Origin of the sequence: Dysgonomonas sp. Shenzhen-Wh21 (genome assembly GCF_043392705.1) — a bacterium.
Lineage (GTDB): Bacteria > Bacteroidota > Bacteroidia > Bacteroidales > Dysgonomonadaceae > Dysgonomonas.
Window position 1 is genome coordinate 37,704 of sequence record NZ_JAIXHZ010000033.1, and the last position, 16,321, is coordinate 54,024.

The 16,321-nt window shown below is 34.7% G+C and carries 24 protein-coding genes and 1 tRNA gene; 8 read left to right on the top strand and 17 right to left on the bottom strand.

Translation table 11 applies throughout. The features are described 5' to 3' along the window. Positions 1–70 precede the first annotated feature (70 nt). Complete coding sequence (locus LDB17_RS01470) at positions 71–1,702, bottom strand: sulfatase-like hydrolase/transferase (protein WP_252638980.1); 1,632 nt, start codon at positions 1,700–1,702, stop codon at positions 71–73. Positions 1,703–1,842: 140 nt separating this feature from the next. Between LDB17_RS01470 and corA the strand changes: the two genes are divergently transcribed. Together corA and LDB17_RS01480 are read left to right on the top strand one after the other, a co-directional pair. Then, positions 1,843–2,919, top strand: coding sequence for a magnesium/cobalt transporter CorA (gene corA / locus LDB17_RS01475; RefSeq protein ID WP_006842923.1), 1,077 nt, complete (start codon positions 1,843–1,845; stop codon positions 2,917–2,919). A gap of 21 nt (positions 2,920–2,940) precedes the next feature. Then, positions 2,941–4,092, top strand: coding sequence for a tetratricopeptide repeat protein (locus LDB17_RS01480; RefSeq protein ID WP_393924848.1), 1,152 nt, complete (start codon positions 2,941–2,943; stop codon positions 4,090–4,092). On the opposite strand, the gene LDB17_RS01485 is transcribed toward LDB17_RS01480, so the two are convergent. Continuing rightward, on the bottom strand, positions 4,085–4,762 hold the full coding sequence (locus LDB17_RS01485) for an RluA family pseudouridine synthase (RefSeq protein WP_252639018.1): 678 nt from the start codon (positions 4,760–4,762) through the stop codon (positions 4,085–4,087). The genes LDB17_RS01480 and LDB17_RS01485 overlap by 8 nt on opposite strands. A gap of 250 nt (positions 4,763–5,012) precedes the next feature. Between LDB17_RS01485 and LDB17_RS01490 the strand changes: the two genes are divergently transcribed. The 4 genes from LDB17_RS01490 (at position 5,013) to LDB17_RS01505 (ending at position 7,041) form a co-directional block, all read left to right on the top strand. Then, on the top strand, positions 5,013–5,618 hold the full coding sequence (locus LDB17_RS01490) for a TetR/AcrR family transcriptional regulator (protein ID WP_252638983.1): 606 nt from the start codon (positions 5,013–5,015) through the stop codon (positions 5,616–5,618). A 49-nt stretch (positions 5,619–5,667) separates the two neighbouring features. Then, complete coding sequence (locus tag LDB17_RS01495; protein ID WP_006842919.1) at positions 5,668–5,994, top strand: multidrug efflux SMR transporter; 327 nt, start codon at positions 5,668–5,670, stop codon at positions 5,992–5,994. 265 nt (positions 5,995–6,259) lie between these two features. Further along, positions 6,260–6,332 (top strand) — tRNA-Phe (locus LDB17_RS01500). 166 nt (positions 6,333–6,498) lie between these two features. Beyond that, the gene (locus LDB17_RS01505; RefSeq protein WP_252638986.1) at positions 6,499–7,041 is read left to right on the top strand and encodes a hypothetical protein; all 543 of its coding nucleotides are present in this window, start codon (positions 6,499–6,501) and stop codon (positions 7,039–7,041) included. A 159-nt stretch (positions 7,042–7,200) separates the two neighbouring features. Here LDB17_RS01505 and LDB17_RS01510 read toward each other — a convergent pair whose 3' ends face one another. The 8 genes from LDB17_RS01510 to LDB17_RS01545 are packed head-to-tail and all read right to left on the bottom strand — an operon-like array spanning position 7,201 to position 9,189. Continuing rightward, the gene (locus LDB17_RS01510; protein WP_252638988.1) at positions 7,201–7,353 is read right to left on the bottom strand and encodes a hypothetical protein; all 153 of its coding nucleotides are present in this window, start codon (positions 7,351–7,353) and stop codon (positions 7,201–7,203) included. Positions 7,354–7,399: 46 nt separating this feature from the next. Further along, positions 7,400–7,675 (bottom strand): hypothetical protein, encoded by a 276-nt coding sequence (locus tag LDB17_RS01515; protein WP_252638990.1) that lies wholly within the window; start codon positions 7,673–7,675, stop codon positions 7,400–7,402. Beyond that, the gene (locus LDB17_RS01520) at positions 7,672–7,854 is read right to left on the bottom strand and encodes a hypothetical protein (protein ID WP_252638991.1); all 183 of its coding nucleotides are present in this window, start codon (positions 7,852–7,854) and stop codon (positions 7,672–7,674) included. Before LDB17_RS01520 ends, LDB17_RS01515 begins: the two co-directional genes overlap by 4 nt. Positions 7,855–7,865: 11 nt before the next feature. Further along, complete coding sequence (locus tag LDB17_RS01525) at positions 7,866–8,120, bottom strand: hypothetical protein (protein ID WP_252638993.1); 255 nt, start codon at positions 8,118–8,120, stop codon at positions 7,866–7,868. Beyond that, positions 8,117–8,410 (bottom strand): hypothetical protein, encoded by a 294-nt coding sequence (locus LDB17_RS01530; RefSeq protein ID WP_252638995.1) that lies wholly within the window; start codon positions 8,408–8,410, stop codon positions 8,117–8,119. The genes LDB17_RS01525 and LDB17_RS01530 overlap by 4 nt, the downstream gene beginning before the upstream one ends. Positions 8,411–8,430: 20 nt before the next feature. Beyond that, complete coding sequence (locus LDB17_RS01535) at positions 8,431–8,664, bottom strand: hypothetical protein (protein WP_252638997.1); 234 nt, start codon at positions 8,662–8,664, stop codon at positions 8,431–8,433. Positions 8,665–8,668: 4 nt separating this feature from the next. Beyond that, positions 8,669–8,953 carry a hypothetical protein gene (locus LDB17_RS01540; RefSeq protein WP_252638998.1) on the bottom strand — a complete coding sequence of 95 codons (285 nt, stop codon included), beginning with the start codon at positions 8,951–8,953 and terminating at the stop codon, positions 8,669–8,671. Between the two features lie 20 nt (positions 8,954–8,973). Continuing rightward, the gene (locus tag LDB17_RS01545; RefSeq protein WP_252639000.1) at positions 8,974–9,189 is read right to left on the bottom strand and encodes a hypothetical protein; all 216 of its coding nucleotides are present in this window, start codon (positions 9,187–9,189) and stop codon (positions 8,974–8,976) included. Between the two features lie 192 nt (positions 9,190–9,381). Between LDB17_RS01545 and LDB17_RS01550 the strand changes: the two genes are divergently transcribed. Beyond that, the gene (locus LDB17_RS01550) at positions 9,382–9,627 is read left to right on the top strand and encodes a helix-turn-helix transcriptional regulator (RefSeq protein WP_252639001.1); all 246 of its coding nucleotides are present in this window, start codon (positions 9,382–9,384) and stop codon (positions 9,625–9,627) included. 114 nt (positions 9,628–9,741) lie between these two features. On the opposite strand, the gene LDB17_RS01555 is transcribed toward LDB17_RS01550, so the two are convergent. The 6 genes from LDB17_RS01555 to LDB17_RS01580 form a co-directional block, all read right to left on the bottom strand. Continuing rightward, positions 9,742–10,452 carry a hypothetical protein gene (locus LDB17_RS01555; protein ID WP_252639003.1) on the bottom strand — a complete coding sequence of 237 codons (711 nt, stop codon included), beginning with the start codon at positions 10,450–10,452 and terminating at the stop codon, positions 9,742–9,744. 264 nt (positions 10,453–10,716) lie between these two features. Then, positions 10,717–10,902 (bottom strand): hypothetical protein, encoded by a 186-nt coding sequence (locus LDB17_RS01560; RefSeq protein WP_252639004.1) that lies wholly within the window; start codon positions 10,900–10,902, stop codon positions 10,717–10,719. Positions 10,903–10,929: 27 nt separating this feature from the next. Further along, a complete protein-coding gene (locus tag LDB17_RS01565) occupies positions 10,930–11,166 on the bottom strand; it encodes a hypothetical protein (protein ID WP_252639009.1) in 237 nt (78 codons plus the stop codon). Positions 11,167–11,234: 68 nt separating this feature from the next. Further along, complete coding sequence (locus LDB17_RS01570; RefSeq protein WP_252639011.1) at positions 11,235–12,305, bottom strand: DUF6371 domain-containing protein; 1,071 nt, start codon at positions 12,303–12,305, stop codon at positions 11,235–11,237. A 118-nt stretch (positions 12,306–12,423) separates the two neighbouring features. Then, a complete protein-coding gene (locus LDB17_RS01575; RefSeq protein ID WP_252639012.1) occupies positions 12,424–13,578 on the bottom strand; it encodes an AAA family ATPase in 1,155 nt (384 codons plus the stop codon). After that, positions 13,575–13,775, bottom strand: coding sequence for a helix-turn-helix domain-containing protein (locus tag LDB17_RS01580; RefSeq protein WP_353846910.1), 201 nt, complete (start codon positions 13,773–13,775; stop codon positions 13,575–13,577). Before LDB17_RS01580 ends, LDB17_RS01575 begins: the two co-directional genes overlap by 4 nt. 354 nt (positions 13,776–14,129) lie before the next feature. Between LDB17_RS01580 and LDB17_RS01585 the strand changes: the two genes are divergently transcribed. Continuing rightward, positions 14,130–14,519, top strand: coding sequence for a hypothetical protein (locus LDB17_RS01585; RefSeq protein ID WP_252639014.1), 390 nt, complete (start codon positions 14,130–14,132; stop codon positions 14,517–14,519). Positions 14,520–14,600: 81 nt separating this feature from the next. On the opposite strand, the gene LDB17_RS01590 is transcribed toward LDB17_RS01585, so the two are convergent. Next, entirely contained in the window at positions 14,601–15,932 is a 1,332-nt protein-coding gene (locus tag LDB17_RS01590; RefSeq protein ID WP_252639016.1) for a phage integrase SAM-like domain-containing protein, read from the bottom strand. Positions 15,933–16,321: the final 389 nt, after the last annotated feature.

A 16,321-nucleotide genomic window follows, 5' to 3' on the forward strand; every position in this document is an offset into this window, starting at 1 on the left:
ACAATTCAAATTATAAATATTCGGGGAATAGGCTATAAAATGATTTTCTGATTACACCGGCAGATAGTTTCTATTTCTCAAACTTCTCTTTTATGTCTTCATATTTTTTTTCTCCTACATAACGCTCACGAGGAACAAAATGAGTGGAGAATATGCTCTTCGAGTCATCGTAATCAACATAGTTTATTCCTGCCAGATCGGATACCGAATAAATAAAGTCTGCTGATGAATAAACTCTGTTTTTGTCAAAGACAAGATCTTTCCTGAATTTTCTGTATGACGGCGATAGCCATACAAGAAAAGGGACTTCGCTCATCGTTGGTGATACTTTTTCATAGGCATGCCCTGCAAAATCTCTGTAATCGTACATTTCCTCTCCGTGGTCGGATAAGTAGATCATGGCAGCATCCTGATGCTGTAATTTTTTTAGTGAGCCGATAATGCTGTTTACTATATAGTCGTTATAGAGAACAGAATTGTCGTAAGCATCTATCGCTTTTTTTGCCTTTTCGTCTCTGTATGGAGCATCTTTCACCAAGCCATCTTTTTGGTTGTTGAAGACGATGTATTCTTTTGGATATCTGAATTCATAGGCCATGTGGTTTCCTATGAGATGTATGATAATCAATTTATCTTTCTTGTCATTCTTCTCCAGTATTTTATTCAGTATGGGAAGGACAATATCATCGTGTTGCCTGTAAGATGCCAGATTGTATCTTTTTTTCGCAAGCGATAGCAGTATGTCGTAGCTTGCCCGCATTTCGTCATTAAATCTCTGATTGCTTATGAGGTATGTTTCGTATCCCGCACGGTTGAATAATTCGTACATAGATGGTTTCTCTGTGAAGTATTCCGAATGATCTACTTCGTTCATCGATAATAAAGAACGAACCACAGGAATCGTATGCACATGTGGAGCTACTACATCATTATATACAACAAGGCTGTCTCCGTATTGTGACAACAAGGGATTTGTATTTCTTGGATAGCCGTAGAGAGACATGTGATGTTTGTTTAGTGATTCGCCAATCACTAATACCATGATTTGAGGGATAGAGTCCTTATGATTGGTTTTTACTTCATAATCTAAGCTTTGACGTGCTTGTATCTCTTTTACCTCATGGGTTGTACGGATTTTGTAGCTGATAAATGTTCTGTAGAAATTGATGAAATATACAGATCGTGATACCCTGCCTATGCCAACAATGGCTATTATTGTTATTATACTCAATATAAACAGCGTTTTATATTCTTTTATTTTGAGCTTTCTGAACGATCGCATTTTACAGATCATCACGATAGGTATCGCAGCATATACGACAACTCCGGCTATAACCCACATGCTCAGATAATGCGCTATAAATTCTTTACTCTCTTCGGGATTGGTTTCGAAAAGACTAGTCACACTATTTTGCTCAAGCATAACGTGCGCAAACAGTAAGTAGGCCAGATAGATTGATCCCGGAATAATTGAGACAGCCAACATGATGGAGTATATGATCTTTTCAGATCTGGAACTGATAAATAGCGATAAGATCCAGATAGCAGCAAAGAATAAACCACACACCAAGAAAACAGCAACTTTGTCTAAAAAAGTAAAATTTTGGGCTAAAGGGCACAGTATAGGCAGTAGAAGTAGTATATAAAATAAGAAAAAGAATTGCATTTTCTTTTTCTTTAATATGCTGTATATTTCGTTCATTGGTTACATCACAAGTGTTAATAATTTATCGTCAGTAAATCTGCCTTAGTTTAAATAATACGGATTTAGAGTCGACAAATATAGTATTTTATTCTTACTTTTGATATTGTTTAATATCACTCAAAACATAATTTTGCAGTATGAGTAAACGAACCACCAGAAAATCGAAGAATAAGGTTTCACGAAACAATTATCTATTAACCAAACCCGTATATCTTGGCGATAAGGATATACCGATGGCTATTGAACTCGTTCAATATGATACGACACGTTTGGAGGTTAGGAATATTCAATTGCAAGAATCTATTAAGGATAAGATAGATACAACGAAGGTAAATTGGATAAAGATAGTAGGGATATCTGATGCTAATACTGTATACCGAATTTGTAAAGAGCTTGGACTACACGGTTTTGATATTAAAGACCTTCTGGGAAACAGACAAGTTGTAAAGGCTGTTGGGTATGAAACTATCTCATTTGTTCTGATGTCTCTCTTTTATCAGGTAAAAGATACTACAGATATTGACGATATGCAGATCGGGTTTATTCTTGGAAAGAACTTTGTAGTCAGTTTTCAGGAGGCAGCAATCCCTGTTTTTGATGATGTAAAAAGAAATATAGAAGAGAATAATGTTGTGGTGCGTCAGAAAGGAGCTGACTTTCTTCTATACATTTTGATGAGCGCCGTGAATCAGGCGAATGTGAATACCGTAATGGATATTGAAGACAGGCTGGCTGATGTAGAAGATCATTTGATAGAAGGCAAAGGGTCTATCGATATCCTGCGTTTGATGCACGAATGCCGTGTCGATTATATGCATATAAAGCGTACTATCACTTCTCTGCGTGAGGAATTTGTCAATCTCTTGCATAACACCAATAAGTTGATAGAAGAGGAAAATATTGTTTATTATAATGATTTTGATGATCGTATGCGTTCTATTTTGGGCAACTTGGCTTCTTTCCATGAGTCGCTGACTTCCCTTCTGGACTTGTATTATAATAACAATAACCTTAAAATGAATGATATTATAAAGCGATTGACGATAGTGTCTACCATATTTATTCCAATGACATTTATGGTAGGTGTTTGGGGTATGAATTTCAAGCTGATGCCCGAAATGGATTGGAAATATGGTTATCTCGGAGCTTGGATAACTCTTATATTGATTGCGGTTCTTTCTTACCTTTGGATAAGAAGACAGAAATGGTTTTAAGAAAAATAAAGAAAATTAAGTATGAAAAAGAGTATTGTTAAGTTGTTCTTTATCTCGTTTCTAATGTGCTTTTCGGTACAGTCATTGCTCTCTGCACAGCTACAAGTCGTAAAACCAACAGAGGATATAAAATCATTGTTTGATAAAGGACTTTATCGAGAGGTTGTAGAACAATATGCCGCTCAGCCACGCAGCCTTTCGGCCGATAATCTTGCTTATGTAGCAGAGGCTTATTTTTACTTGGACGATCTGATCAATGCGTCGCGATATATAGACTTATCTGTACAGAAAAGTGCGAAATGTGCCCGAGCTTATTATGTGAAAGGATTAGTTCAGAATGCAAATGGCAGTGCAGATGATGCAAAAAGTAGTTTTGAAAAGGCTATTGCTATTTCTCCTAATTTTGCAGACGCATACGTGGGATTGGGTGATGTGTTTTTAGCAAAAGAAGATACCGATAAAGCCTTGGAGAACTATAAGAAGGCTACATCATTTAATCCTCCTTCAGAGAAAGCGTTTTACATGATAGGGGTAATATATGCAAGCCGAGACGATCTGTCTGATGCATTGAATGTATTTTATACTGCCAAAGACAAAATAGAGAAGGATAAGGAATTGTTGGTTACAGTTCTTTATAATATAGCACGAATAGAATATGATTTTGGTAGATATACAAAAGCTGCAGAAGCCTATGAGGAATTAGTCGGCTATCTTCCTGACGATTATTATTCGTATGAAAAACTGGTTCATTGTTATGTTAAGCTTGGGGAGTATAACAAGGCGGCTACATCTAAGACTAAGCTATATAATGCATATAAAGAAGGCCAGTTGGCTTCGACTTCCATCTCTGATAATTTTTGTATAGATCAGTTTAAAGTTGGTTCTTTTGATGTATATGCATATGAGCGTTATGAAGAGAGCTCATCTCAGCCTTTCGTTAAAAATATATTCTATGTGATGAATGACTCGGGAGAAGTGGACTCTTCTATTTTCGTTGAATACACACCATCTATTGATAATCAGTCTGGAGGGGAATATAAAATTTCTAAAATAAAAGGAGTAACACGTTATACTTATGGACATACTTTTTCTAAGGATGCAGATTATGCCTCTCTACGTTCATATATAGAGGATATCATTTCGGGAAAGGAAGTTCCTGTAAGTTCTAACTAATTGTTTTTTCCAGAGCTTGCCAAAGGGTATCTTTAGGTAGAGGGGCAGTGACCTCGATCAGTTCCTTTGAAACCGGGTGTAGGAAAGATACTTTACGTGCATGAAGGCTGATGCCTCCATCGGGGTTAGACCTGTCGAAGCCGTATTTCAGATCACCTTTTATAGGGCATCCCATTTTAGACAGTTGTACACGTATTTGGTGGTGGCGGCCTGTTTCAAGGTCAACTTCAAGTAAATTATATCTGTCGGATCGTGCTATCAACTTATAGTGCAGTATGGCTAGCTTCGAATTTGGCTTTTCCACATCGTAAGCATACGATTTGTTTTGCTTTTCATTTCTAACCAGATAGTTTCTAAGTGTTCCTTCCGCTTCTTTCGGCATGTTTTTTACTATTGCCCAGTAGGTTTTGTCTATCTGTTTGTTTTTGAACATTTCATTCAATCGGCTAAGGGCTTTGCTTGTCTTCGCAAAGATAACAATGCCGCTTACCGGCCTGTCGAGACGGTGTGTTACCCCGCAAAATACATTTCCAGGTTTGTTGTATTTCTCTTTTAGATATTCTTTTACAATTTCTGAAAGTGGCTTATCTCCGGTTTTGTCTCCTTGTACAATCTCAGATACTGTTTTATTGATGATGATGATATGGTTGTCCTCGTATAATACAGTCATTTTTCTCGATGCCTTTGTTATATTTCGATCTAAATAAAGAAAGCTCAAAGGTAAGAACTTTTCATCGTTTTTGTATCTATTGTCATCTTTATCCCGTGCTGCTCTACTATGGTTCACTTAATTGGATTATTAGCTGGTTGTTTTACGATTGGTTTATAAAGACTATTATTCTATAAAATTTCTATAATTATATATTTGATCTTGTCTGATTTGATATAAAAATATATCTTTGTTGAATGATTGTTCAATTATGGTGTCAGAAGAATTAATATTAGAAAGAACATTTGAGCTATTGCTCTTGAAAGGCTTTGATGCTGTGTCAATATCTGATATACAGCAAGCGACAGGTCTGTCCAGAGGTCTTCTGTATCATTATTACAAGAATAAAGAGGATCTGTTTATACAGGTTACTGAAAAGTATTTTATAAGAATATTTGATTTTGAAGTTCGACGCACGGCAAATTACACAGTTTTCGAATTTGTAGATTTTATTTGTAAGCGTTTTAAGAAGATCGCTAGAATAGTCTCTGATATTGTTGGAGGTGCATCTAAGAATACAAATGTGTCGATGCTAAACTATCATTTTCTCTTCTATCAAGTGATGCAACGTGATGCCATATTTAGAAATAAATATCAGGCTACAATCGAAAAAGAGAAAATCGGGTGGGAGAGTGCGCTGAGCAATAGTGTATCGAAGAAAGAGATAAAGGAGGATACCGATATTGAAGTTTCGGCGATGCAATTATTCACTCTGACTGATGGTATTTGGTTTCAAAGTATTTTCAGTACAGATGGCAATTCGATCGTTCAGAATCTGGAAAAGGCTTTATTGCATTATATTTTTTTATTGGAGTAGTATTATTTTTTTAATATATTGAACGTTTGTTCAGTGAGTGTATAGTATTATGGGATGGATTTATTTATTATTAGCGAGTTTGTTTGAGGTTGGGTTTACATTTTGCATATCAAAAGCAAAAGAGGCAATTGCTCCTCATTCATACTACTGGTATATTGGTTTTGGTATTTGTCTTACCTTGGGTATGTATTTGTTGATAAAAGCCGTTCAGACAATACCAATGGGTACCGCTTACGCTATATTTACAGGCATTGGTGCCGTTGGTACTGTATTGTTAGGAATTTTGGTTTTTAAGGAACCTTCCAGCTTTTGGCGATTATTTTTTATTTTTACGCTTGTCTGTTCAATTATTGGATTGAAAGTAGTATCGAATTAAGACCGATATTTTTGTTTTTATGTAAAGCGAATCAGCTTTCGTGCCTGAATACGATTTGATATGAAAAATATCACCTGTTTTTTTTAATATTTTTCAGCCGATTTTATTTAGTCTATACATTCTGATAATGAGGGTGGAATGCTCAATAATTAGGCTGGTTGCAGCTTATAGGGTTCTATGAATTGTAAAAATATTCTCAAATTAGTTTGTATATTTTTTGGAGAATATAAATTATGTACTATCTTTGCACACGCAAAACGGTTAAGGTGCCATAGCTCAGTTGGTAGAGCAAAGGACTGAAAATCCTTGTGTCCCCGGTTCGATTCCTGGTGGCACCACTTTTAAAAGTAAGAAAATAAAGCTAAGTAACAGTAAAATAGTTGTTTAGCTTTTTTGTTTATATCTGAGTGTGTACGTATGTGTGTACGTAAGTAAAAAAAAGCCCTCTAATTATTACTTTTCCGCTACTATTTTATAGCTTTGAGGATAGTTAAATTAAAGTTTATGAAAAACAATAATTCTTTCTCTATAATAGCTCTTGGTCTATCCGGTGTATCTTTATTGGTTAGTGTTTATATTATTTGCTCAGAGAATAGATTTAATACCGATTGGTACGCAATAGTTGTAGGCATATTAGCATTACTTGTAACTGTGTTGATTGGTTGGAATATATATACGGTGATTGATTTTAGGAGAGAAACCGAAACCGTAAAAGATACTATACAGTATATAACTAAAGAATTTCACGAGCAATCGGCGGGGGTCATGTTGCCGATGATGGAATTTTACATGAAAAAGAAAAACGAGATAGAACCGTTTTATAGATATGGGTTAGGGTTGTTAATACACCAATCTATTATAGAAGACATTACAGCTTGTAATACCACAGTCAAAGTATTGATAGAGTGCACGCCTAAAGATTTAACATTACGGAAAATAGATAAGACCCGGATTGTTAGCCTTTCTCATAAGATTTATCATCCTGAAAAAATAACAGGGTTTCTTCATTTTCGCGATCTTCTTTTAAACGCTCAAGTAGTAGATTAAGCCTGTCAATTATGCACTCTCTATATATAGCGTTAAATTCTTTTAGTCTATTATCCATCGTTTTTATTAAATATACTAAAATTCCCCTATAATTACAACCGTCTCTATCTATCCCAGACAAAGACGGCTATTTGGCGAAAAAAATGTAAAACTAAATATCTATTTTGGGTTGGAACGGTTTTCTCCTAGCTCTATACAATACCTGATTAGTTCTTTTAGCTGGTCAGGTTTAAACCAGATCATTTCTATCTCTTTGCACTCCCATTGGCGGATAGGCTTCCAATCTGTACAAATGCCCTCTGCGTACTCCATAGCGTTATTAACTGCTTTTGTTGTTTCTCTTTTTTCCATAGTAGTATTAATTTGATTGTTTGCTTGTCTTTAGAGTATTCCCAAAGAACGGTATATCGGGGTGGTCTTTCTTCCAATCGCTGATAAGGTCGAGTCCTTCATCAGTTCCGAGATAGTCCCTGAAACTGCCATCAAAGCCCAGCGCCTGTATTGCTTGATCTGCATTGATATGTACTTCGTCTGTAAGCTTGTTCTTACTGAATGTTATTGGCTGTCCTTGATAATAGGCTGTGAAATATTCGTTTGTATTGTCCTCGCCTGTCTTTATTAAATCTTTGTTCATTTGATTGTTATTTGATAAGTTGAATACTCGTATATCTGACCTACTTCGAGAATGTTAAGAAGGTCGTATGTATGCGATACGGTTGCTTCTTGTATGTCGGTTGCTTTAATGCCTAACGCTTCTGCTATATCCGCTCTGGTTAGGTTCGGGTCTTTTACTGTAAATATCTTTTTCTCCATATATCATACTGTTAGTTATCTCCGCCCAGCCTCATTAAATAATCTGGCTTTTTTCTGTCCTCGCTGGTTATTACAGATAGAAACATTTCCGATAGGCAAGAAAGCATATAAACAATGTCTTTTATTTCTGTGTCGGCATTATTAGCAACTAGATCAAGTAAATAATTTATCTGCGAAATGGCAAGTGTAGCCTCAATGGCACTAAGATTATTAACCGCTTTTAATTTCGCTTCGTTTGTCAATAGATCAAATGTGTTGTCTCTCATACTGTTATTTGTTTTAAATGTTTATTTTTTACCCCTCGCCAATTGTAGGGCATTATTCTTTGTCTTTTTCCGTTTGAGCCTCTAAAGCCATTCCGATAGAGGATGTACACAGAATCAATGTCTACAAACATTATTTCGTGTTGTTTATCTTGCTCGTCTACTATCCAAACAGATACATAACTAACATGGGATATGTACCCAGTTATACCATTTACACAAACGGCTTCTTCTATCGCAAAATGATCGGACGGATAGGCATTATACCTTCTCCCCTGATATAGAATTTCCATAATCAAATATTTTAAAGTGTTTATTTTCTTTTAATTGTATTAGCCCTCCTTGCTTCTGCTTTTACCCAAGCGTCAACAGTAGATCTTTCATACATTATTCTTCCCATAAGATTCAGACTTGCTAATCTTCCCTTTTGTCTAGCTTCTCTTATTTTATCACGACCCAAAGAAACATATATCATTAATTCGTTCTCATTTAGCCATGTTTTTAGGGAGATATCGCAGGTAACTTTAATTTTGTCATCCAAATTCATAATCTTAATATTTTGGTTTATAGGTATTATTTAATCTTATTAATTGTGCCTTTGATACTAGCTTAGGCGAGTTAGTAGCACCCCCCTTTTGCTCTCTTTTTAGCCCGGCATAAGTAACTAATTCGTAAAATCTTGCTTTAGTCACTATTTTAAAGGCTTCATTGGTTGTAATTAGATCGATGTTATCACGCTTTATTTTCTTAGATCTAGCTTCTTTAAAACCTTCAATAATGCCTTCTTTGACGGCTCGTTTTATTTCTTCGAAAAACTGTTCATTAAATCCTTCCATGTGTTTAATATTTTAATTGGTTAATCTCCGTTATATCTATCTGATTGATAGTAGTCGTATATTCCGCCTGTTTTATTCCAATCGGCGTTTCTCATTTCCTGTGTGTATATTCCTTTTGGCTTGCGTACTTCGACGATTAAATAAAATTCGTCTCGTCTCGCTTTGCTCCATGCGATCGTTAAAGCCTGTGACATAGTATAGCCTTCGTACTTTCTAAGATGGTGAGCTAACTTCATTATTTTTGATTTGTTGTAACGTGTCATAATGTTTAACATTTGTTTTATGAGACAAACATAATATATATTATTTGTTCTGGCAACATTAAGCATAATATTTAACATTTATTTTTACGTAAAAACATAACCTTTAATGTTTGTTTTATTCAAAGTTACGATATATCTTTGCCATAGAAACATAAATTATACATTATGGAATTAAGAATAAAAGAAGTATGTAAAGAAAAAGGTATCTTGCAAAAAGATTTAGCCGAAAAATTAGGAATAACGGATATTGCTCTACGTGCATCTCTAAAAGGTAATCCAACTATAGGAACACTAGAGAAGGTCGCATCAGTCTTAAAAGTTCCCTTTACTGATCTATTCGAGCAACCTCAACAAAATATAATCACCTGCCCACACTGTAACGGCAAAATAAAAGTGAGCAAAGATGAATAGCACCCTAACTATTAGTTAGTCAGCTTTCAACCTAAACTAAGAATACTTGATACTAGATACAACAAGGGCACTAGCTTAAACAACTAATGCCCTTTATTATTTATTATCAGCCTGTTAAAACTTCCTTTTCAGTATTTCGGGGCTATCAGGTTCGTGTATATTGGTTAGCATCAGTTTATCTAAGCCAATAGACGAGTATTCTAATGTATCAGGATTGAAAAATACTGTATTGTCATCGGTATAATGCCCTCTCATCCTCTGTGTACCAGACATAGTAGGATAGTTGTAGGCGAATGCTAAAGCATGGTATCTAAACAACTCATTTTTAGCCTCTACATACGTATTTAAAAGCTCCATATACTTATAATGATAGTCTTTAGCCTCTAGCATACATAACGGCTTTATCTTGTCTGTATAGCCTTTAATTAAGCCTACTTGCTTACTCTCATCGTTCAATGTGAATAGATTGAGCGGGAATAGTTCAGACTTGTCAAATAATTCTCGTCTGACTAGATCGGCTTTCTTCTCATATTCCCTAAAGAACTTAGTGTATTTATCTTTGACGGCTTCTTTATCAGAGGTTAGCAATACCCGGCTTTGCGCTTCCTGTATAACCTTGTCAGTAAGGGTTATTATGCCCTGCTTGCCATCTTTGATAATCGACATAGCAATATCAAATGTAAGGAAGTCGCCTAGCCCTTCTTTTTTCAGATCGCTATAAATGGCATTGATGTAATTAACTGCATTTCCTACAGCACGTACGAAACTGTCTAGTTTTACCTGATCGCAAATGTTAAAACTGTTTTTATTTACTTTATTTTCCATGTTTATATTTTGTTTAGTTATTGTTTACTTTTTTACCTTCTAAGAGGGTGTTTCTATTTACTTTAATCAGCTCAAAAACACCCTAAAAGACACATTTTGTTAGTTTATTTTTGATAGCACATTATAGATATTTTCTATCAAAGTGTCAGAATTGATATAGTTACAAATGCAACTACTTTTGTATTACCGAAACGATATTTTTAAAATTGTTTTTCGGAGGTTATCCATTCTCTGCATATTAGATAAAATCTATAGTAGTGGAATTTATATAAATATATTCGATTTATCATTATTCCGTGCTATCTCATCTTGCTTATCCTTTAGCCAGTCTTTAACTTCTTTAGACATTTCTTCTTTAGCCTCTGCATTTGCCTCTGTGAACATCTGTTTTACCTCATCGGATAGTTTGTTATATTCCGATTCGGGGATAGTGTAATAGTAGTTTTTCATTTCTTTTATTAGTTTGTATTGTATTTGTTAGTCTCTATTGAATTGATTTTCAATATTGTACTTCTTTTTCTTCTTATCATAGTATTTTCTTTGAAATTCAAGTAGTTTGTACTTTCTTTTAAATAAAAAGATTGTATCTGGATCGGTTCGCAATTGGTAGTATTTCCCGACATCGGGCGACACTATCCCCGCTTTTTTTAATTGGTCTTTGATTTCTTGTGCATCGAACGGTATTAATCGTAGGTCGCCATCGTGATAAGCCATTGTGTTTGCGTTAGTTTCAGTATATAAGATACAAAGAAAACTAGACGTACACAAGGGATGAAAATGCGTTAAACCTGCACTAAATCAAAGGTTTTAATCAGATTGAGTAATGCCGGATTAAGTGATACCATATCTTTTACAGTGGGTGAAAGTTCATCTATATAAGTGTCCTTCATTGGTTCTGATATAATTTCTTCTTTCTCTATGGCTTTGGGTTTAACTAAATGGTTATGTAACAAATCGCCTATGTCATACCCTTGTTCTTTTTGCTCCTGTGTGCACCTTTTCTCAAGCATTGTCGATACAGAAATATTATAGCCTTTAGCTTTGTATTTATTGGCTATTTGCTGCCATTTAGCGAACGTTTCGCCCGTCTTAGATGTATCGGGATATAAAACGATCTTCCTGCCTTTGATTGGCTCTAAACTATGCTCGTTGAACCAGTCCTTTGCGCCTGTAGCCATCCAAATATACTCAGGCATAACCCCCGAAGCTATAACCGCCGATTTTTCGCCCTCGACAATATAGATTGTTTTTCCTTTGCTGTATTTCGCTCTGATCTGGTGCATGCCGAACAAACAGCCTTTGTAATTGAAATTGTCATTGCCCGATAACACTTTGTGCAATAGATAGCTATTTTCTATCTTTGAGCGTTTGCCTGTCTCCTTGTCATATTGCTGACGCTTTAATGATCTTAATTTTCCGTTCTCATCAATATAAGGATATGTTATCGCACCATCAGTAAAACTACCTATAAAGAATATATCTTGCAGGTACTTGACCGTCCACCAGTCGAATAAATCTAGGAGATAATAGTTTAAATTATTATTCCGTGATGCGCTATACTCATGTAAACCACCATTTAAAGCATAGCTACCAGATTCAATAAATTTAGTATCAAGAAAGTCTGTTGGTCTTGGTGGTGCTGGTGGTATCGGCTTATATTCTCTTATCTCAGTGTTATCTACAAATTCTCGTGGTGGGTTATGGCATCCGCAATTATCCGATCTATCACAACGTCCGCAATTCTCATTAATATGATTATTACTTGCATCTACATATCTGACAAAGGTTCTTTTACCGCATGAAGGACAGGTATATTTACGGCTGGTTTTATCGAGTTGGAATATATATGTCATGATTTTATATTTTTACATTGCTATATATCAATAGAAATAGTTTCGTAAGTAGTGCGTACAAGTGCGTACCTTGCGTACCTCTACGCATAGTACGCACCCCTACGCATTTGTTAAAACTTTACTTGTTATCTTCGTATTTCTTTAATATATCCCGCACTCTTTTTTCACTAATACCAACTTTTTCAGCAATTTTTCTTCCGGATAAACCTTGATTTTTTAATGAAACTATTTCAAGGTTACGATCTTCTATATCTTTCTCCGTCTGTTCTTTGACTAACTCAACCTCCGCACATGATTTATTATATTTAAAATGCAGAAATGAATTTTCTTTAACAACGTCATAGACTGATACATTTTCTCTATTATATATTGCTTCATCAGTTCTACACTTCAATTGAACAACATATCTCTGATTCGGGTCGAATGAGTTTCTTCCAATCGAGAATATTGCATCGGCGAAATTAGTTTTCATCTTCGAGCCTTGTAGATCAGTCAATTGGATTGGCCTATGAGGGTCGGTTTTTTTATTATGCTCTAATAATAACAATGACAATTCTTTTTCAAACTTTAGATTATTAAGTTTATCCATTAACGGTTTTGCTGATTGTGCTTTATCTGTATCACCTGATATAAGCCTAGTCATATTATCCACTATTACAATTTTAGCCCCGGTACCATCTATTAAAGAGACTAGAGACTGCATGAAATAGTCGTCATAACTAACTCCATTAGGAACAAAAAAGGGACGTTGAAACTCGACACGAAGAAAATTCGAGTTAAAATGGTAATGTTCCCGATAATCATTGCTGTACCGCTTCTCAAACTGTTTCTTTGATAACTCTAAGTCTAAGTAAAGAACTTTGTCTGTTTTGCTTATATACTCAGCCATTTGATAAGCGAAAATACTTTTACCTATCCCTGTATCGGCAAACAATATTGTTATTTCTCCCTCATTCATCAAACCAAAATATAAATCCCTAGGTATGGGTTCTTTGTTAGCTTCCATTAGATCGTTATACGCTGTGTTTACTCTAAAAAAACCAAAAGGATGAGTACTTACATCATGTTTATTGTCTGTTAGTATACTATCAGGCGTAACAACCTCGTTGCTCAATCTTTCAGCATCAGCCTTTAAACTCTCAAACGATAATAAAGGCGTTTGTTTATCTGCCTTAAATTCGCTATCTTTACTACTGTTAATCAATAATGTATCTCCCTCTGGTTTTTCATTTTGCCCTGCACTCCCTGCGGGGCTTTGTTTTTCTGTAATCATGCTGTTTGTGTTTGTGGTTTCCCTGTTAGTACTTCTAGTTCGTTCGCTAACGTTTGCTCATTGAATAGCACTTTTTTTCGGCTAATTTTGATTGATGAGATTTTGCCGTTTTGCCTCCACCTAAATAAGGTTGATCTATCTACACGGTACTTACTTGCAGCCTCATCGACTGTTAAAAACTTGATTTGTTTATCCATTAATTAAATAAGGATGCGACTATATGACAAAGGAGGGTATCTATATGCTTCGTAAATATTAACAATTATAATTGTATGTGATATCTTATAATTATTATATTTGCAAATACAAATAGCCTCAGTCACATAGACAGGTTATTATTAATTACATTTGGTTTGAACGGTGGTAACTTTGGCGAGGTAGCACCGTTTTTGTCATTTACCCCTAAATGACAATATATAAATATAAGTAAAGTTTTTATTTCCACAAAACGCACTATATTTCATACAAAACATAGGTCAAATATCAGTAATAAATTTTATCTTTGCCGATAAAAACGCAGCATTGCTATATTTTACAAAAAAAAGTCAGTTATGAAGGTGAAAGATAGATTAAGACAAATGCTCAAAATATATAATGGGTCTGGTTATGAAATTAAACAATCTGATTTTTGTAGTAAGATAGGTGTGTCTTCTGGGTATTTTAGCTCAATAAGAAACGGATTATCTTTTGATAAATTGCGAAAGATAATAGAACACTATCCATACTTTGATATAAAATGTCTAATTACAGGAAAGGCAACGCCAGAACACGAGATATATCAGAATGGAGGAAAAGTTATATATCATTATGAATCATTTATTGACTTCGATAAATTAATGCAAGAATTAGAGGATAGCAAAAAAAGAATTGAGGAGTTAAAGCTTATCATAAAACAACAGCAAAAAAAGATTAAAGAAGTCGAAGATATTTCTATTAAGTAGAATTTTTCAGAAAAAATTTTTTTCAAACAGCCCAGAGACACCACCACGAACGTATCAGGGGCGGGTACAGGGGTATAGATATTATAATGAGTCTATTGTCTTGTTTTGAGTGTTGCTTATTTTCTCTAACTTCTCTGCTATCCTTTCGGCTCTTTCATTATCGGACAAGCATATATAACCGTTAAAAGCTTTTTCGGTCTTATGCCCTGATAAGAACATTAAATCTGATACATCTAATAAGCCATTTTTGAAAAAGTTCGTTATTGCTGATCGTCTAGCTGTGTGAGATGACACACAATCACACTTATCTTTTGTTTCTACTATTATCTTACCGCCCCTCATTGTTTCGGTCGTAAATGGCTCAATTATGCCAGCCATTCGGCAAATAGTCTTTATATGTCTATTTATTAGCGTTGCTGTACTTTCGATACCTCCCATGCTTGGAAGGTTAAAGTTCCACTTATTTAATATACTTACGGCATTGCCGTTTAGAAATGGTACGGTTACTTTATGTTTTGTCTTTGTCTGGTATGCTGAAAACGCTTTGTATCCGTTCTTTAGGTCTACTATCTTATCTTTTGTGATAGAGGCGTAGTCTGATACTCTTTGAGCTGTATAACAGCCTATTAAAAACAGATCTCGAACTTTATCTAACATTTCGTCCGTTAATTTCAGATTATATATAGACTCTATTTCTGCATCCGTTAAGTATACTCTCACTCCTTCTGCTGTCTTTATCTGCTTTGAGAAGTGAGGTAATGTATAATCTCTATTCGTATGCAGCTTGTCCATATAAGCGTAGTTCATTATGGCTTTAAGTGTTGTTATATGCTTTCTTTGGGTGTCGGCTGTGAAATCTTGTTCGTTAAAATAATCTATCAACTTATTATATATTGATACAGATATATCCCCAAATGATATATTACGCTCTATATATCCATCTTGGAATCGCTGCCAATTCTTCCAGAATACACCCCATGATTTAATAGTGCCTTTTGCATAATTTCCACCTGATGGTAGCTTTCGTTCTCCTGTTTTCATTTGCTCTATAACAAACGGTATATACTCATTCATGCGGAAAGGAATAGTATTTGCTATTTTGTCCTGAAACGTATCTTTTACTATATCCTTAACATCTGATGTTTTTATGTCGGGGTTTTTAGCTATAAATAATTCTATCTTATCTCTAATCAATTCTGTTTGTTTCTTGGCAATATTCATACGAGACACAACATCACTACTATGATGATAATAATTTTTAATCGCACCCTTTTTGTTATCCCATAAATCAGACGGTATAGATATTCCTGTACTTAACCTTATTAGGGTGTTCGTGTCTCGAACAAGAACGCTTATTACTATATCAGAATCTTTTTTGATTATAGATCTTGTATAAAAACTAACTGATGCCATAATAGGTAATTTTTATCAAAGATAATTAAATATTTTAGTGTGTACGTATATGTGTACGTAAAAATGCATATATTTGCACTATATAGAATTCTATAATAACTATAATTCTCTATTATAAAGGATTTATAAAATACATTGCACTATATAGGATTATAAAGTTGAGGTGCTGGTGGCACCACGTTAAAAAAGACAGTTACAATTATGTAGCTGTCTTTTTTTATTGTCAAAAAGGTGTTTTTTTAAGGGTGTAAGTTAAACCAAGAATAGGCCATCAATCCTAAAAGTTGGTTGATAATTTATTTTATGCAAAAATCTTAGTCAACCTAAATATGAAGAATGGTATATCTCTTACTCCTCTAAATTGACTTCTAAAAGCCTTCACTTTTGCA

What these genes read in the sequence shown, in the direction of transcription:
- LDB17_RS01470 (WP_252638980.1), bottom strand. Translation starts at nt 1,702, where the DNA reads ATGAACGAAATATACAGCATATTAAAGAAAAAGAAAATGCAATTCTTT.
- corA (WP_006842923.1), top strand. Translation starts at nt 1,843, where the DNA reads ATGAGTAAACGAACCACCAGAAAATCGAAGAATAAGGTTTCACGAAAC.
- LDB17_RS01480 (WP_393924848.1), top strand. Translation starts at nt 2,941, where the DNA reads ATGAAAAAGAGTATTGTTAAGTTGTTCTTTATCTCGTTTCTAATGTGC.
- LDB17_RS01485 (WP_252639018.1), bottom strand. Translation starts at nt 4,762, where the DNA reads ATGACTGTATTATACGAGGACAACCATATCATCATCATCAATAAAACA.
- LDB17_RS01490 (WP_252638983.1), top strand. Translation starts at nt 5,013, where the DNA reads ATGGTGTCAGAAGAATTAATATTAGAAAGAACATTTGAGCTATTGCTC.
- LDB17_RS01495 (WP_006842919.1), top strand. Translation starts at nt 5,668, where the DNA reads ATGGGATGGATTTATTTATTATTAGCGAGTTTGTTTGAGGTTGGGTTT.
- LDB17_RS01505 (WP_252638986.1), top strand. Translation starts at nt 6,499, where the DNA reads ATGAAAAACAATAATTCTTTCTCTATAATAGCTCTTGGTCTATCCGGT.
- LDB17_RS01510 (WP_252638988.1), bottom strand. Translation starts at nt 7,353, where the DNA reads ATGGAGTACGCAGAGGGCATTTGTACAGATTGGAAGCCTATCCGCCAA.
- LDB17_RS01515 (WP_252638990.1), bottom strand. Translation starts at nt 7,675, where the DNA reads ATGAACAAAGATTTAATAAAGACAGGCGAGGACAATACAAACGAATAT.
- LDB17_RS01520 (WP_252638991.1), bottom strand. Translation starts at nt 7,854, where the DNA reads ATGGAGAAAAAGATATTTACAGTAAAAGACCCGAACCTAACCAGAGCG.
- LDB17_RS01525 (WP_252638993.1), bottom strand. Translation starts at nt 8,120, where the DNA reads ATGAGAGACAACACATTTGATCTATTGACAAACGAAGCGAAATTAAAA.
- LDB17_RS01530 (WP_252638995.1), bottom strand. Translation starts at nt 8,410, where the DNA reads ATGGAAATTCTATATCAGGGGAGAAGGTATAATGCCTATCCGTCCGAT.
- LDB17_RS01535 (WP_252638997.1), bottom strand. Translation starts at nt 8,664, where the DNA reads ATGAATTTGGATGACAAAATTAAAGTTACCTGCGATATCTCCCTAAAA.
- LDB17_RS01540 (WP_252638998.1), bottom strand. Translation starts at nt 8,953, where the DNA reads ATGGAAGGATTTAATGAACAGTTTTTCGAAGAAATAAAACGAGCCGTC.
- LDB17_RS01545 (WP_252639000.1), bottom strand. Translation starts at nt 9,189, where the DNA reads ATGAAGTTAGCTCACCATCTTAGAAAGTACGAAGGCTATACTATGTCA.
- LDB17_RS01550 (WP_252639001.1), top strand. Translation starts at nt 9,382, where the DNA reads ATGGAATTAAGAATAAAAGAAGTATGTAAAGAAAAAGGTATCTTGCAA.
- LDB17_RS01555 (WP_252639003.1), bottom strand. Translation starts at nt 10,452, where the DNA reads ATGGAAAATAAAGTAAATAAAAACAGTTTTAACATTTGCGATCAGGTA.
- LDB17_RS01560 (WP_252639004.1), bottom strand. Translation starts at nt 10,902, where the DNA reads ATGAAAAACTACTATTACACTATCCCCGAATCGGAATATAACAAACTA.
- LDB17_RS01565 (WP_252639009.1), bottom strand. Translation starts at nt 11,166, where the DNA reads ATGGCTTATCACGATGGCGACCTACGATTAATACCGTTCGATGCACAA.
- LDB17_RS01570 (WP_252639011.1), bottom strand. Translation starts at nt 12,305, where the DNA reads ATGACATATATATTCCAACTCGATAAAACCAGCCGTAAATATACCTGT.
- LDB17_RS01575 (WP_252639012.1), bottom strand. Translation starts at nt 13,578, where the DNA reads ATGATTACAGAAAAACAAAGCCCCGCAGGGAGTGCAGGGCAAAATGAA.
- LDB17_RS01580 (WP_353846910.1), bottom strand. Translation starts at nt 13,775, where the DNA reads ATGGATAAACAAATCAAGTTTTTAACAGTCGATGAGGCTGCAAGTAAG.
- LDB17_RS01585 (WP_252639014.1), top strand. Translation starts at nt 14,130, where the DNA reads ATGAAGGTGAAAGATAGATTAAGACAAATGCTCAAAATATATAATGGG.
- LDB17_RS01590 (WP_252639016.1), bottom strand. Translation starts at nt 15,932, where the DNA reads ATGGCATCAGTTAGTTTTTATACAAGATCTATAATCAAAAAAGATTCT.